At 69.2% G+C, this 15092-nt stretch carries 11 protein-coding genes; 5 read left to right on the top strand and 6 right to left on the bottom strand.

The window, feature by feature from the left end:
• From DMB66_RS51070 to DMB66_RS51050, 5 genes are all read right to left on the bottom strand, one after another.
• The coding region (locus tag DMB66_RS51070; RefSeq protein WP_199753128.1) for a cellulose-binding domain-containing protein at positions 1–561 on the bottom strand (561 nt) is incomplete at its 3' end.
• An 8-nt stretch (positions 562–569) separates the two neighbouring features.
• Positions 570–3353 (bottom strand): cellulose-binding domain-containing protein, encoded by a 2784-nt coding sequence (locus DMB66_RS64835; RefSeq protein ID WP_233625426.1) that lies wholly within the window; start codon positions 3351–3353, stop codon positions 570–572.
• A 61-nt stretch (positions 3354–3414) separates the two neighbouring features.
• Positions 3415–4872, bottom strand: a complete 1458-nt coding sequence (locus tag DMB66_RS51060; protein WP_199753127.1) for a non-reducing end alpha-L-arabinofuranosidase family hydrolase — start codon at positions 4870–4872, stop codon at positions 3415–3417.
• A gap of 125 nt (positions 4873–4997) precedes the next feature.
• On the bottom strand, positions 4998–6338 hold the full coding sequence (locus DMB66_RS51055; protein WP_125811336.1) for a LacI family DNA-binding transcriptional regulator: 1341 nt from the start codon (positions 6336–6338) through the stop codon (positions 4998–5000).
• Positions 6339–6431: 93 nt separating this feature from the next.
• The gene (locus DMB66_RS51050) at positions 6432–8627 is read right to left on the bottom strand and encodes an MMPL family transporter (RefSeq protein WP_125811335.1); all 2196 of its coding nucleotides are present in this window, start codon (positions 8625–8627) and stop codon (positions 6432–6434) included.
• Between the two features lie 283 nt (positions 8628–8910).
• On the opposite strand from DMB66_RS51050, the gene DMB66_RS51045 reads away from it, so the two are divergent.
• Together DMB66_RS51045 and DMB66_RS51040 are read left to right on the top strand one after the other, a co-directional pair.
• Positions 8911–10131, top strand: coding sequence for a sensor histidine kinase (locus tag DMB66_RS51045; protein WP_233625429.1), 1221 nt, complete (start codon positions 8911–8913; stop codon positions 10129–10131).
• Complete coding sequence (locus DMB66_RS51040; RefSeq protein ID WP_199753126.1) at positions 10128–10796, top strand: response regulator transcription factor; 669 nt, start codon at positions 10128–10130, stop codon at positions 10794–10796. Before DMB66_RS51045 ends, DMB66_RS51040 begins: the two co-directional genes overlap by 4 nt.
• On the opposite strand, the gene DMB66_RS51035 is transcribed toward DMB66_RS51040, so the two are convergent.
• On the bottom strand, positions 10793–11821 hold the full coding sequence (locus DMB66_RS51035; protein WP_125811333.1) for a LacI family DNA-binding transcriptional regulator: 1029 nt from the start codon (positions 11819–11821) through the stop codon (positions 10793–10795). The two genes, DMB66_RS51040 and DMB66_RS51035, sit on opposite strands and share 4 nt — an antisense overlap.
• A 207-nt stretch (positions 11822–12028) precedes the next feature.
• On the opposite strand from DMB66_RS51035, the gene DMB66_RS51030 reads away from it, so the two are divergent.
• Genes DMB66_RS51030 through DMB66_RS51020 form a run of 3 tightly spaced genes read left to right on the top strand, consistent with a single transcriptional unit; the run spans position 12029 to position 15068 of the window.
• Positions 12029–13306, top strand: coding sequence for an ABC transporter substrate-binding protein (locus DMB66_RS51030; protein WP_125811332.1), 1278 nt, complete (start codon positions 12029–12031; stop codon positions 13304–13306).
• A gap of 11 nt (positions 13307–13317) precedes the next feature.
• On the top strand, positions 13318–14253 hold the full coding sequence (locus DMB66_RS51025; protein WP_125811331.1) for a carbohydrate ABC transporter permease: 936 nt from the start codon (positions 13318–13320) through the stop codon (positions 14251–14253).
• Positions 14250–15068 carry a carbohydrate ABC transporter permease gene (locus tag DMB66_RS51020; RefSeq protein ID WP_125811330.1) on the top strand — a complete coding sequence of 273 codons (819 nt, stop codon included), beginning with the start codon at positions 14250–14252 and terminating at the stop codon, positions 15066–15068. The genes DMB66_RS51025 and DMB66_RS51020 overlap by 4 nt, the downstream gene beginning before the upstream one ends.
• Positions 15069–15092 lie beyond the last annotated feature (24 nt).

The raw sequence follows: 15092 nt of genomic DNA, 5'->3' as shown, positions 1-15092 counted from the left end.
CTCGGCTGTCGACCAGGCGCTGCCCCAGATCGATACCGCGGCGCCGAACCCGTCGATCGTCTGGTATCTGGTGGCGCTGTTCACCGTGATGTCCGGCGCCGCGGGTGCGGTGGTCGGGGTCGTGGTGGGCGAGACGGTGGGTGGGGTGGTCGGCGCCGTGTTGCCGGTGCAGGTCACGCCGTTCACCGCGAAGCTGGTGGGAGCGGGGTTGCTGCCGGTCCACGACCCGTTGAAGCCGAACGCCACGGTGCCGTTGGTGGCGACGGCGCCGTTGTAGCTGACATTCTTGGCGGTGACCGCGGCACCGCTCTGGGTCAGCGTCGTGTTCCAGGCCTGCGTGACGGTCTGGCCGGCGCTGTAGGACCAGGTCAGGGTCCAGCCGGTGAGCGGATCGCCGAGATTGGTGATGGTGACGTCGGCGCCGAAGCCGCCCTGCCATTGCGACGACACCGCGTAGTTCACCGAGCAGCCCGCGGCTGCCGCGTCGGCCGGCAGTGCCACGACGACCGCGGTCGATGTCAGGAGCGCGGCACCGGCGGCGGTGATCCACCTTTTCGTCATGCCGGGCCTCATTTCGTCAGGCCGATGGATCGGCCGTTGAGGGTCTTCGGTGCGGTCGCCGGGGTGCCGCCGACCGAGGCGAAGGGCAAGGACGTGGTCGGCGCGGAGGCCCGCTGGATGAGGTAGGCCTTGCCGGCCTGAGCCGGGATCGTGAAGGTTCCGCTGGTCTGGGTGGTCGTCACGGTCGTGCCGGCCCCGTCGACGACCGTCACGCTCTGGCCCGGCCAGGGGTTGCGGACAGTGAGGCTGCCGGTGGCTCCGGCATCGATAGCCACGGTGATCAGCGTGCCGTTGCGGACCTGTACGTACGCCTTGCCCTTGTGCTGGATGTAGACGGTGCCGTCAGCGTCCCAGCCGCTGGGCCAGCCGGGCGCGATGCGCAGCGTTCCGTCGTAGTTCTGGACCAGGCCCTCGCTGATCGCGGCGGCGATCACGCCCTGTTCCTCCAGGTACGGGCTGGTGGGCTGGGCGTTCCAGCTGGCGAATCCGCTAGGGAAGACCTGGTACTTGCCGATGTTGGCGATCATCGCGGTGCGCACGTCGTTGCCGCGGCCCAGGCGTGCGGCATGGAGCGCGTCGTAGCTCCAGGTGCTGCCGGTGACGTAGTTCCGGTTGGTGAAGGTGCGCTTGGCCAGGTCGGACTGGTTGCCGGTGTCGCCGATCAAGTTGTACGGCCAGACCGGTTCGAGTTCGACGTTCTCCTGGTTGTGCTTGGCGGCGGTGGGCTGGGCGGACATCGCGAGCATGTTGTTGCCGGCCGCATCCGAGGACGGCGTCAGCACCTGCGACTTGGTGGCGACGTCGGTGCGTGGCAGCGGGCGGATCTTTCCGATGGCCGCGGTGAGGCGGCTTACCAGGTCGGCGTCGAGTCCGAGGGTCTGCGCGGCGGAGATGACGACCGGGAACAGGGCCTGCATCGCGGCGACGTCGTTGATCGGGTCGTTGACGTCCCACTGGTTCTCGTGGGCGTTGGAGAAGGTGTGCAACATACCGTCGGAGCCCGTCGTGGCGTGGGAGAGCAGGAACCTCGCGGCGCCGGCCATGATCGGGTAGTGCGCGGACAGGAACGATCGGTCGTCGGTCGTGAGGTAGGTCTGCCAGATCCACAGGCCGATCTCGGCTCCGGTGGTCACGTTCCGGGCGTTGTAGTTCGGCGCGATCTGCGAGTCACACGAGGCGTTGCTGGCCGCGCTGGATCCGCCGTAGTAGCCGTTGCCGTTGAACCGCATGGTCTCCGGCACGCACAGGCCCTCGCGGCCCGGGAAGTGGGCGCTGGTCCACGCCGCGATGTTCGCCACGTTGGTCCGGTACAGGTTGAACACGGGGGTGTTCTGCGCGAAGGCGCCGGCGGACAGGTTGGCCTGGACCATCATTCGCGTGTTCCAGAACCAGTAGCCGGCCGGATACCAGGGCTGGGAGTCCTGGTTGAAGCTGAACAGGTCGGCCACTCCGGCCTGGGTGCCGGGCAGGGTGCCGCGGTTGGTGGCTGCGATGTTGTATAGGTACAGGGTTCGCATATTCTCGAAGTACTCGCCCGTTCCGTCGGCGGAGGAGATCTTGATCAGGCCGGCCGCGCTCCAGTAGCTGTGCCACCAGGAGAGGTGGCTCGCGGCCAGGTCGGCCGCGCTGCGGGTCAGGTCGGTGCCGAGCAGTGACCTGGTGGTGGCGATCGGATCGCCGCCGGTCCAGGCCGGGGAGACGGTGATGACCCGGAACGAGCCGTTGCTGTTCGGTTGGAAGCTGACCTGGGCGGTCCTGGGGTCCGGGGTCGAGGCGGTGACGTTGCGGCCGCCCGCGCTGATGCCCGCCATCGCGCCGAAGGTCTGTCCGGACGCACCGGTCGCGGTGTTGTCGGTCCAGGTCTGCGAGAGGGTCGCCACCGAACCGGACGCGGTCGCGGTCGGGGATCGACTGCTCCACAGTTGTACGCGGGCGGTCTGGGCGCCGGCCGGGTCGGCGCCGGTGACGTCGACGACGAGTTGCGCGGCATCCGCCCGGACGTAAGCGGTCATGGTCATGCCGCCGCCCGACTGGTGCAGGGTCCCGTCGTACGGGTCGAGGTAGCCGGAGAAGTCGGCAGCGCTGGTCATCCTACTGAGGCCGGGGATGACCACCCAACCCGGAGACCTGCGGTCGGGGAAGGTGTCGGTGCGGTTGAGTTGGGCGGTGAAGCCGTTGCCGGCCCAGGCGGCGGCGCCGAGCGTGCCGTTGCCGAGCGGGACGAACTCGCTTGCGCTGGTGTTGGCCCGTTGGAGGACGATGTTCGACCGGCGGACGACGCCCGCGGCGTCCATCACGAACTTGCCGTTCTGCCACGCGGTGGTGGTGCCGGTGGGCGGTGCCGAGGTGGTCGGCGTGGGGGTTGGAGTCGTCGGGACGGTTCCGGTGCAGACGGTCCTGTTGAGGGTGAAGCTGGTCGGTGCCGGGTTCGTGGACGCCCACGAACCGTTGAAGCCGAAGCTGGCGCTCCCACCGGTGGCGATGAGGCCGTTCCAACTGGCGTTGGTGACGGTGACGGCCGAGCCGGACTGGGCGTAGGTGCCGTTCCAGAGCTGGGTGACGGCCTGGCCGGCGGGGAAGGACCAGGCGAGTTGCCACCCGTTGACAGGGTCGCCGAGGTTGTCGACGGTGACACTGGCAGCGAAGCCGCCCTGCCACTGGTTCGTGACGGAGTAGGTGACTCTGCACGCGGTGGCGGCTTGTGCCGGCGCGGCCATGATGATTCCGGCGGCGCCGACGGCGGCAGCCGTCGCGATGGTTGGCCCGAGTCCGGGGCGACGGAAAAACATCATGTCCTCCGAAGGCTGACGGCAGGCGGACGGTCAGATCGCCGCGCCTGCCCGGTGAAAGGGGCTAGCAGGTGGAATTGGACTGGGTCAGCAGACCGAGTCGCCACGGCAGAAGGCTGTAGGAGTCGGTCGCGCTCGGGTCCTTGCCCTGGTAGAGGTACCGGATGTCGCAGGGGCTGACGGCCATCGTCTGGTCGGTGCCGCTGCGGAGCATCTCGCCGTGGCTGATGTCCCGGCTCCACGCGGTGCCGTCGAAGGTGACGTTGGTGGCGCCTGCGAAGGGGTTGGCCTGGGTGTCCGCGAGTGCGGTCCACGGGCCGGTGATGGCGGGTGCGGTCCAGGATCGGAAGTAGCGGGTGCCCCCGGTGCCGATCGCCTCGACGATCAGAAGGAATTCAGTGCTGCCCGAGACCTTGTACACGTTGGCGGCTTCCCAAAGTGGGTAGCGGGCAGCATCCTGCATGGCGATGACGGTGTTCGTCATGCCGTTCGGGAAGCTCGCCACGGTGGTCTCGGACCGGTACAGGTGGCCGTTGTCGTCGGAGGAGAACAGAAAGCATTTGGAGCTGTCGCAGATGACCCAGAAGTCCACCCAGTAGCCGCTGCCGATGTTGTCGCGGACGATCTGCGGCATTCCCCCGGCGTAGAAGCGCTGCGGCGCGCTCCACGACTGCGGGTTGCTGATGTCGGTGGTGGTGGAGAACGCAGCGTTGTCGCCGGTCTGGAAGACCAGGTACCACCGTCCCTGTGGCGCGAAGTAGAACACGTGCGGCGCCGCTTTGTACCCGGTTCCGATCGCGGTGGTGTCGAGGTAATGGTGCTGCGCTGCCGCGGCCTGTGACCAGTCGGTGAAGCTCAGGTACACCATGCTGTACGAGCCGCTTTGGTTGGTGGTGGTGGCGAACACGTGCCACCGGCCGTTGTGGTAGACGACCGACGGGTCTTTGACGGCGCGGATGTTGTGGGTGGCGTCGGACTTCGGTCCGATCAGCACTGCGCTGGAGTGCCAGGTGAAGCTGCGCGGCAGGCCGGCCCCGGGCGGCGCGGTCGTAGGTGTGGTGGTGGGTGCGGTCGTAGGCGGGCTTGTGGTGGGATCGACGCTACCGGTGCACAGCGCGTCGTTCAGAGTGAAGGTGGTCGGGGCCGGGTTGCTTCCCGACCACGAGCCGTTGAAGCCGAAGTTCACCGTGGCGCCCGTGGCCACGCCCCCGTTCCAGGTCTGGTTGCGGGCCGTGACCTGCGCGCCGCTCTGGCTGATCGTGGCGTTCCAGCCGCTGGTGACCTGCTGGCCCGCGGCGTAGGACCAGCCGAGTTCCCATGCGGTGAGTGGGTCGCCCAGGTTGGTGATCGTGACGCTGGCCGTGAACCCGGTGCTCCACTGGGTCGTGAGCGCGTAGCTGACCGAACAACCGCCGACCGCGGCGCCGGCGCTGGTCGCCGCCGACCCGACGGTCGCACCGGCCGCTAGGGCCAGCATGCCGGCAAGGGCGGTGCGACGGATTCTGGTGCCGAAGGAACGCACGGGATGCCTCCTCGCGAACCGCCGGCCCGCAGGGTGGGAAGCCGGCAATCAGGTGATCATCAATGGGAGCGCTCCCATTGATGACGAACGATTGCAGAAACAATCGTGAAACACAAGGACTGTTTCTATCCGCGCGGTCGGGCCGTGCTGTCCCGTACGACCAGCGTGGTCGCCAGCTCGATATGGGCGTGTGCGACGGTCTCGCCGGCGGCCAGCGCCAGGACCAGCTCGGCGGCCGTGCTCCCCATCTCGGCGAACGGCTGCTGCACCGTGGTCAGCGGCGGCCCGCACCAGCGCGCGTACGAGATGTCGTCGAAACCCACCACGCTCAGCTCGTCCGGAACGCGTACCCCGGCCTGCCGGGCCGCTTCGTAGACGCCGAAGGCCTGCAGATCGTTGCCACACAGCACGGCGGTCGGCGGCGCGGAAAGCCGGAGCAGCTCACGCCCATGGTTGAAACCGTCCTCGAACGAGAACCACATCCCGGTATGGGTCAAGCCCTTCTCCAGCGGGAGCCGGGCGGCTTCGAGTGCCGCCCGGACGCCGTCGAGCCGGCTGCGTGCGCTCAGCCGCTCGGGCGGCCCGGAGATCACCGCGATCCGCCGGTGGCCGAGATCGAGCAGACGCCGCGCTGCGGCGATCCCGCCCTGGCGGTTCGCCGCGCTCACCCACGGAGTCCGTTCCAGCGGTTCGCTCGTGGGATCCACGATGACGAGCGGGATGCCGCTGGCGCTCAGCAGGCCAAGCTGTTCCGCGGTGGCACCCTGATGCACCGCGACCACGCCCGCCGGGCGTCGGGCCAGCAGATCCTGCGACCAGTCCCGGCCCGTCGACGCCTCCCGCAGCACGTCGGTGAAGCCCACCGCCAGCCCGTGGCCCACGGCGACCTGCTTCACCCCGCGCATGATCTCCACCGCGAGGTGGCTCAGCGTGCCGTAGAAGACCACCTCGACGCAGGCCGCCCGGGTGACCTTCTCCGGCCGGCGGTAGCTCCGCGCGCGTAGGAGCTCCTCGACCCGGCGCCGGGTCTCCGGCGCTACCCCCGGACGTCCGTTGAGCACCTTCGACACGGTCGGCGCGGACACCCCGGCGAGGCGCGCGATCCCGGCGACGGTCAGCCCCCGCTCCTGCCCCGGCCTCACGGGGGCTTCCGTCGTCAGTCCGCGGCGAGTGCCGGTGCTTGCTGGATCCTGGGCCGGGCGTCGTCCCCGAGCCAAGCCGACTCCTGTCCCGGTCCCGGTCCCGGTTCGCAGTTCGCGGGCGGCCTGGACGTCCTCGAGCAGGCGAATGCGGACCGCATCGGCTTTCCGCGCGGCCTCCGGCCCGGCCGCAACCGTTTCCTGGAGATAGCGCCGTTTCCTCGTGACCGGATCGATGCCGGCGTACACCCGCACCCGCAGCGATCCGCTCGGCAGCTCCTCGATCTCGCCGCGCGTCTGCCGGCGCTTGCCGGATTCCCCTGTCATGGAGCCATCCTAGTGGTCGGCCAGAATAGCTCCATGCATAGCTCCAAGGAGGGCGGGGCCGCCGCCGATGTCAGCGGCGGCGGCCCCGTGGCGTCACACCGAGGCGTGCTGGGGAGTGTGGACGGGTGGCTGGGCGGGAGCGTCGTCGAGCAGGTGGCGCAGCTTCTCGCCCTCGACGTCCACATCGGGCAGGATCTGGTCGAGCCGGCGGGGCAGCCACCAGGCGGACTTGCCGAGCAGGATCATCACGGCGGGCACGATCGTCATGCGGACGATGAGGGCGTCGAAGAGCACGGCGATGCCGAGGGCGAAACCGATCGACTTGATGATCGCGTCGGGGCCGAGGATGAACCCGGAGAAGACGCTGATCATGATGATGGCGGCGGCGGTGACGACCCGGGCTCCGTGGCCGAAGCCGGTGATCACCGCCTCGCGGGCCGGGGTGCCGTGCACGTATTCCTCGCGCATCCGGGTGACGAGGAAGACCTGGTAGTCCATGGCGAGGCCGAACACGATGCCGATCAGGATGACCGGCAGGAAGCTGATGATGGGCCCGGTCTGCTTGATGCCGAGCGCGTCGGCGAACCAGCCCCACTGGAAGACCGCCACGACGGCGCCGAAGGTGGCCGCGAGGCTGAGCAGGAACCCGAGGGTGGCCTTGATCGGCACCAGCAGTGACCGGAACACCAGCATGAGCAGGATGAAGGCGAGGCCGACGACGATCGTGAGGTAGGGCGCCAGTGCGGCGCCGAGTTTGGCGGAGATGTCGATGTTGATGGCGGTCAGGCCGGTGACGCCGATGGTCGCGCCGGGCACGCTGCCGTCGCGGTCCCGGATGGCCCGGACCAGATCTTCGGTCGCGGTGTCGCTGGGTCCGCTGGCGGGGATGACGGTCAGGACGGCGGTGTCGCCGGCCTTGTTCACCTTCGGGTTGGTGACCGCGTCGACGTCGTCGAGCCCGCGGATCTGCTGCGCGGCCCGTTCGCCCGCCGCCTGTGCCGTTCCGATGGGTGCGTCGACCACGACGATCAGCGGTCCGTTGAAGCCCGGCCCGAATCCGGCCGAGAGCAGGTCGTACGCCTTGCGCTGGGTGGTGTCGGGGGCGGCGGTGCTGTCGTCGGGCATCCCGAGCCGCAGGTCCAGCGCGGGCAGCGCGACCACGCTGAGCCCGACGACGGCGACGAGCAGCACCGCGACGGGCCGGCGGGCGATGGCCCGGGCCCACCGTACGCCGAACGTGGTACCACCGGCCGGCACGCCGGAACGCAGTCCCCGGATGCGTCCGGCGGTGATGCGGCGGCCGGTGATGCCGAGCAGCGCGGGCAGCAGGGTCAACGCCATGGCCACAGCGATGGCCACGGTGAACGCGGCGGCGAGGCCCATCTGGGCGAGGAACGGGATGCCGACGACGGCCAGGGCCGCCAGAGCGATGATCACGGTGAGGCCGGCGAAGACGACGGCCGATCCGGCGGTGCCGACGGCGCGTCCGGCGGCGTCCGGCGGCTCGTGGCCGGCGGCGAGTTCGCTGCGATACCGGGAGACGATGAACAGGGCGTAGTCGATAGCCACGGCGAGGCCGAGCATGAGGGCGAGGATGGGGGTCTTGGACGACAGGTCGACGAAGCCGGAGAGGGCGCTGATGGAGCCGATGCCGATCCCGATGCCGAGGATCGCGGTCAGCAGCGGCAGGCCGGCGGCGACCAGCGACCCGAACGTGATGACTAGCACGATCGCCGCGACCACCACCCCGATGACCTCGGCGAGGCCCTGCTTGGCCGGGGTGTCCGAGGCGTCGCCGCCGACCTCGACGGTCAGTCCGCTCGCCCGGGCTCGCTCGGTCATCGCGGCGAGGGCGTCGCGGGTCGCGTCGGTGAGTTCGTCGGACTTCACCGTGTAGCTCGCCTGGGCGAAACCGATCGTGCCGGAGTCGTTAACGGTGCCGGAGGTGAACGGGTCGTTGACCGAGGCGACCTGCGGCGCTCGCTTCAGCTCGGCGACCGCGGCGTTGATCGCCGACCGGTACGCCGGAGCGGTGAGCTTCTTGCCGTCGGGCGCGGCGAACACCACGCGGGCGGTGGCGCCGTCGGCCGATGCCTGGGGAAACCGCTCGGCGAGCAGGTCGACTGCCTTCTGTGCCGGAGTGCCCGGGATGCTGAACGAGTCCTGGGTGGGCCCGGACAAGGTGGCGGCGCCGACCAGGGCCGCGATCATGACCGCCAGCCAGGCAGCGGTGACCAGCCACCGCCGATGGAACGCGAACCGGCCCAACCGGTACAGGAACGAGGCCATCAGGTTTCTCCTGTTCGAAGACGCGCTGGATCACCAGCCCGCCTGGGTGGCGGGCCGCTGTCGTTGAGGGGACTCGTACATCGTTCGCGATAGCCACCGGGTTCGTCATCGGCCCTGCGCCGTGACCTCACTCGCCGTGATCGCGGTAGCCCGGCCGGCCGGCCGCTGCGTTCGTGGGTGGTGCAACCGTGCGGCGAGGCCCGGCCTACTGCGTTGGCAGTAGATTGGTTGGCGCAGCGATCATGGGGTGCCTACTGTCAGTGCTGTGGGAGCTGTGAGCTTGGTGGAGGACCGCGCGGTCGACTACCTGAGACGGGTCAACAACTGGGTGCGCCGGTTCGCCGCCGCGCATCCCACTGCCGTCCGGGTCGCCGGGGCCGCGACGCTGTTCCTCGGTGCCCTGCTCATCGCCGCGATACAGGCCAGGCCCACGCACACTCCGGCAGTGTTCGCCGTCGCCGTGCTGGTCTCTGCCAGCTTCGTCGTCATCCCCGCCATGAGCTGGCCGTCGTGGCTAAGCCTGGCCGTGGCGACGGCGGGCGCGATCGTCATGATGCCGGCGGGAGCGCCGGAGGCCGCCCGCCCCGCGCTGTTCTTCGCGATGTTGCTGTTTTCGCTGCGTAGCGAGAAGACCGCTGTGGTCACCGCGACCGCCGCGATGACCGCCACCGTGGTGTTGTCCGGTGCCGTGCTGTCCGGCCTGGGGGGAGTAGCCGAGCTGTCCAGCATTGAGGCGTTGTCGCTGGTGCTGGCCGCGGCCGCCGTCGGGCAAGCCGTACGCGCCCGGCGCGCGCAGCAGGCGATGCTTGTGGAACGGGCCACGCGCGCGGAACAAGGGCGCGAGGAGGAGGCACGCCGTCGCGTGCAGGCCGAGCGGCTGCGCATCGCGCGGGAGTTGCACGACGCGGTGGGCCACCATGTGGCGCTTATCAGCGTGCAGGCGGGCGCGATGACCTACCTGTTGGACAAGGATTCGACCGAGGCCAGGCAGTCCCTCGCGCATATCCAGAACGCCAGCGGGGCCGCGCTGGAGGAACTGCGGTTGACGGTCGGCCTGCTGCGCCAACTCGACGACCACGAGCCGGTCGAGCCGGCCGGCCGGCTCGACCGGCTCGACGAGCTGATCGCCTCCTTCGTGGCCTCGGGGCTGCGGGTGACCTGCGACGTCTCCGGGCCGGCCCGGTCGTTGCCCGAGGCCGTTGACCTCACCGCGTTCCGGCTGATCCAGGAGTCGCTGACCAACACCGCCAAACACGCGTCGGGAGCCGCGGCGTCGGTCCGGCTTGCCTTCCGGCCCGATGTGCTGGCTCTGGTGGTCGAAGACGACGGACCGCCGGCAGGCGGCTCACACAGCAGATCAGAGGTCGGTCAGTCGGGTCACGGCATCATCGGCATGCATGAGCGGGCCGCCGCGTTGGGCGGCTGGTTGTCGGCGGGGCCGCGAGGAGAAGGTGGTTTTCGGGTTGTGGCAGAGCTTCCCGCTCCGGTTGGCGCGGCGCTGTGACGGCTATTCGCGTGCTGGTGGCGGACGACCAGGACATCGTCCGCGCCGGGCTGCGGCTGATGGTCGAAAGCGCCACCGACCTGACGGTGGTCGGCGAAGCGGCGACCGGTGGCCAGGCCGTTCGGCTGGCCCGTGAGGCCCGGGCCGACGTCGTCCTGATGGACATCCGCATGCCCGAACTCGACGGCCTCGCGGCGACCCGTCAGATCACGAGCGATGAGGATCTGGCCGGGGTACGGGTGCTGATCCTGACCACGTTCGAGGTCGACGAGTTCGTCTTCGAGGCGCTGCGCGCCGGCGCGAGTGGATTCCTCGGCAAGGGCGCCCGCCCGGAGGCGCTGATCGACGCGATCCGGACGGTGGCGCGGGGTGAGTCGCTGCTCTCGCCGGCGGCCACCCGAGGATTGATCGCCCGCTACCTCACCCTGGAGGACCGCAATCCGGCCCCGGCTTCCGACATCCTCGACGTGCTGACCGATCGGGAACGCGAGATCGTCACCCTGGTGGCCACGGGGATGTCCAATGCCGAGATCGCCAAGCACCTCACGCTGAGCCCACTCACGGTCAAGACACACGTCAACCACGCCATGACCAAACTCGGCGTCCGCGACCGGGCCCAGGTCGTCGTCCTCGCGTACCAGGCGGGCTTGCGCGGTCGCGCCTAACGCTGTGCGACGAGGGCTGCGGTCGACGAGCGCAGTGTGAACGCCGTGGCTAGTTCGAAGCGGTCCACGACCGGGGACTTGCCGTTGGACATGTCCACCAGCAGGCTGGTGGCGATCTGGCCGAGTTCGTCGTAGGGCTGCCGGACGGCGGTCAGTGGTGGCGAGGCCGTGGCGGCGGCGCTGGTGTCGTCGAAGGAGACGACCGACAGGTCGTCCGGGACTGAGATCCGCAAGGCGCGGGCCGCCTCCAGAGTGCCGAGTGCCTGTGCGTCGCTGGTGGCGAAGATGGCGGTGGGTCGTTCGGGCAGGGTCAGCAGCTCGGTGGTGGCGGTGACGCTCTCGCCGTAGTCGAAGTCGGTCGAGCGGACCAGCGCGGTGTCGTATTCGATGCCGGCGTTGTGCAGTGCTGCCCGGTAGCCGTGCAGGCGCGCGCCGCCGGCGGGGGAGTGCGGCCGGCCGGCGATGATGCCGATGCGCCGGTGGCCGAGTTCCAGCAGGTGCCCGACGGCGTCGTGGGCGCCGTGCCAGTCGGTTACGCCGACGCTCGGCACCCCCGGCAGCGGCTGGCTGAGCGGGTCGATGAGCACGACGGGCACGTGCTTGCTCAGCACCCGCTTCTGGTCGTGCTCCGCCATCATGGAGATGATCAGGATCATGCCGAGGACGCCGGGGTCGGAGCAGGCATCGAGCCACTGCGCTATCGAGCGGTGCATCGTCGTGCCGATGACCACTTCGAAGCCGGCCTGGCTGCCGGCGTCGACGACGCCGCGGACGACCTCGAGCGTGTACGGGCTGTCGAGGTCGCGGAATACAGCGTAGATGCGGCGTGCCGGTGCTGCCTCCGGGGTCTCGCGACCAGCCCCGTACTCCTCGAGCAGTGCCTCGATGCGCTGGCGGGTCGCCGGTCCGACGTCGGGTTTGCCGTGCACGACCTTGGACACCGTGGCCACCGAGACGCCCGCCTCGCGGGCGATCGAGGTCAGTAGCCCGTGTTTGTAAGCCTGCCGCGCGCTGGACTCCGACATGTGGGCGAGCCTACGTGAGGTTTACGTGGAGGGGCAGCCTTCAGCGTAATACTTTCGTAACGTCTTGGTTAACGGCCGTTGATCGAGGATGACATCGCGCCTAACCTCCGAGAAAACAGCAGGTCAAACGGGATGCTCGATACGTAAAACTTACGTGGCGAAGATGGCCAGCTGGCACATCCTTACGTTCGTTGAAAGGTGGCCACCATGAAGAGAGTCATAGGCGCACTGGCAGCAGCCGGGCTCGCCGTCGTTCTAGCCGGGTGTGGCGGAGGGAGTGCGGGCACCGCCGCGGAGCCGGTGCACTTCTGGACGCTCAAGGACCCGACCAATGAGGTGCAGCAGGCCGGCATCGACGCGCTCAACAAGACGGCCGCGACCAAGGTCGTGATGGATGTCGTCCCGTCCGACGGCTACCTCGACAAGCTGCGCACCGCGATGGGCTCCAACCAGATGCCCGGCATGTTCTTCAGCTGGGGCGGCGGGCCGATGCGCGAGTACGCCACCAACAAGAAGATCGTCGATGTGGCGACGCTGCCCGGCGGCAAGGACGTGGCGTCGCACTTCCTGCCGGCCGTCCTCAAGGTCGGCCAGACATCGGACGGGACGCTGGTCGGCGTGCCGTCCCGCGGCACCCAGCCGGTCTTTCTGTTCTACAACAAGAAGGTCTTCGCCGGCGCGGGCGTCCAGCCGCCGAAGACCTGGAGCGATGTGCAGTCGCTGATCACCACGTTCAAGGGCAAGCGCATCACCCCGTTCGCCCTGGCCGGGCAGGGCGGCAATGAGTGGACCGAGCTCATGTGGCTGGAGTACCTCACCGACCGGCTGGGCGGCCCGGCCGTCTTCGAGCGGATCCAGTCCGGCGACTCTGCGGGCTGGACCGATCCGGCGGTCCGCCAGGCCGCCGAGATGATCAAAACGATGGTGGACAGCGGTGCGTTCGGCACCAAGTTCGGTTCCGTCGCCTACGGCGCCGGAGGATCGTCGACCCTGCTGTCCAGCGGCAAGGCGGCGATGCAGCTCATGGGCTCCTGGGAGTACGCGGTGCAGCAGGGCACCTCGGCCGACTTCGCCAAGAACGGCCTCGGCTATGTGCCGTTCCCTTCGGTCGACGGCGGCAAGGGCGACCCGAAGAACGTCGTCGGGAACCCCAGCAACTACGTCTCCGTGACCACCACCGCGGACCCCGCCGCCGCCGGTGGCTACCTGCAGAGCCTCTACAGCGACGACTACATCAACGGCCTCGTGAAAATGGGCGAGGTCCCGGTCACCTCGAACGCCAAGGCCGCCCTCGCCGCGGCGCCCGACCCGGCGTACGCCACCTTCCAGTTCGACCTCGTGCAGCAGGCGCCGGCCTTCACCCAGTCCTGGGACCAGGCGCTCGGCTTCAAGATCGCCACCCCGATGCTCGCCGAGTTGCAGAAGCTGTTCAACGGCCAGCAGACCCCCGAGCAGTTCGTCGCCGCAGCCGCGGCACTCAAGTAAGGGCGTATCCCATGGCAGCTCTGGCGAGCACCGACAAGCTCGCCCGGGGGCGCACGGCGCACCGGACCAGCTCGGCGACGGGCCGGCCCGGTGCGACCTGGGCCTTGCCCGGTCTCCTGTTCTTTCTTCTCTTCGCCGTCGTGCCGATGGCCGCGGTGGCCTACCTGTCCTTCACGGACTGGGACGGGCTGGGCACGCCGCGGCTCAACGGCGGCGCGAACTGGTCGCGGCTCGTGCACGACCCCGCGATCGCGCACGCGACCGTGGTGACCTTCGTCCTGCTGATCGGCAACATCGTCGTCCAGGCCCCGCTCGCGATCCTGCTCGGCGTCTGGTCGGCCGGCCCGCAGCGCAACCGGGCCGCGCTGTCGGCGATCTTCTTCGTCCCGCTGCTGCTGTCCACGGCCGCGACCGCCGTCATGTGGCGTCAGCTGCTCGACCCGAACTTCGGCGTACCGGCCACTCTGCCCTGGCTCTTCGGCGGCGACGGCAACTTCGTCGGCACCAGAAACGGCGCGATCGTCTGCCTCGTGGCGGTCACCAGCTGGCAGTTCATCCCGTTCCACACGCTGCTGTTTCAAGCGTCGGCGCGGGCGATCCCGCTCACCCTCTACCAAGCCGCCGAGATCGACGGCGCCGGCCGGTTCCGCCAGTTCCGGTCGATCACCCTCCCGCAGCTGCGCAACACCATCATCACCTCCTCGACCCTCATGGTCGTCGGCGGGCTGACCGCGTTCGACATCGTCCTCGTGCTCACCAACGGCGGGCCCGGCACCGACACGGCGACCCTGCCGTTCCGCATGTACCAGGAGGGCTTCAGCAGCTACGACATGGGCTACGCAAGCGCCATCGCGGTGGTCCTGCTCGCGCTCTCGACCGGCATTTCGCTGCTGCTGGTCCGGGTCACCGGCTACGACAAGATGCAGAGCACCCTGGAGGGGCTGTGAAGCGCCGACCGAACTACCTCGCCGGCGCGGCCGCCGTCTGCTGGCTCCTCATCATCGGCACACCGCTCTACGCGATGCTCGCCACCGCAGTGCGGCCCAAAGAGCAGTATGTCGACAGCGGACCCCTCGCCATCCCGAGTTCGCTGACGTTCGACAACTTCCGCACCGTCCTGGCCGGAGACGTGCCGCGGTACATCCTCAACACGACGATCGTGGCCGCCGCCACCGTCATCATCGTGCTCGCGCTGTCCGTACCGGTGGGCTATGCGGTCGTCCGCGGCCGCGGGCTCTGGTCCACCGGGGTGTTCCGGCTGTTCCTGCTCGGCCTGGCGATCCCCTCCCAGGCCGTGATCATCCCGGTGTTTCTGCTGATCAATCAGCTCAGCCTCTACGACACCTACTGGGCGGTCATCCTGCCCACCGCGGCGTTCTCGCTGCCGGTGAGCGTCCTGGTGCTGGTCGGCGGGATGCGCGACATCAACAAGGAGCTGTTCGAGTCGATGGCGATGGACGGCGCCGGGCCGGGCCGCATCCTCGTCCGGCTCGTTATCCCGCTCGCCCGCGGCAGCATCTCCACGGTCGCCGTCTTCACCGCGCTCGGCGCCTGGAACGGCTTCCTGTTCCCGCTGATCCTCACCCAGTCGGCGGACACGAAGGTCATCACGCTCGGCGTGTACGACTTCATCGGTCAGTACCAGGTCAACCCGCCGGAGGTCTTCGCCGCGGTGCTCGTCTCGGCCCTGCCGATCCTCGCGATCTACCTGCTGGCCCGCAAGTCCCTGCTGCGCGGCCTAGCCGGCGCCGGCGGCAAGTAAACCCTTCCACGAACGGATCCCGCA

The organism is Actinoplanes sp. ATCC 53533 (assembly GCF_003947245.1).
The sequence above is the reverse complement of the archived record's forward strand: the minus strand, read 5'-3'. Positions and strand labels throughout refer to the sequence as shown.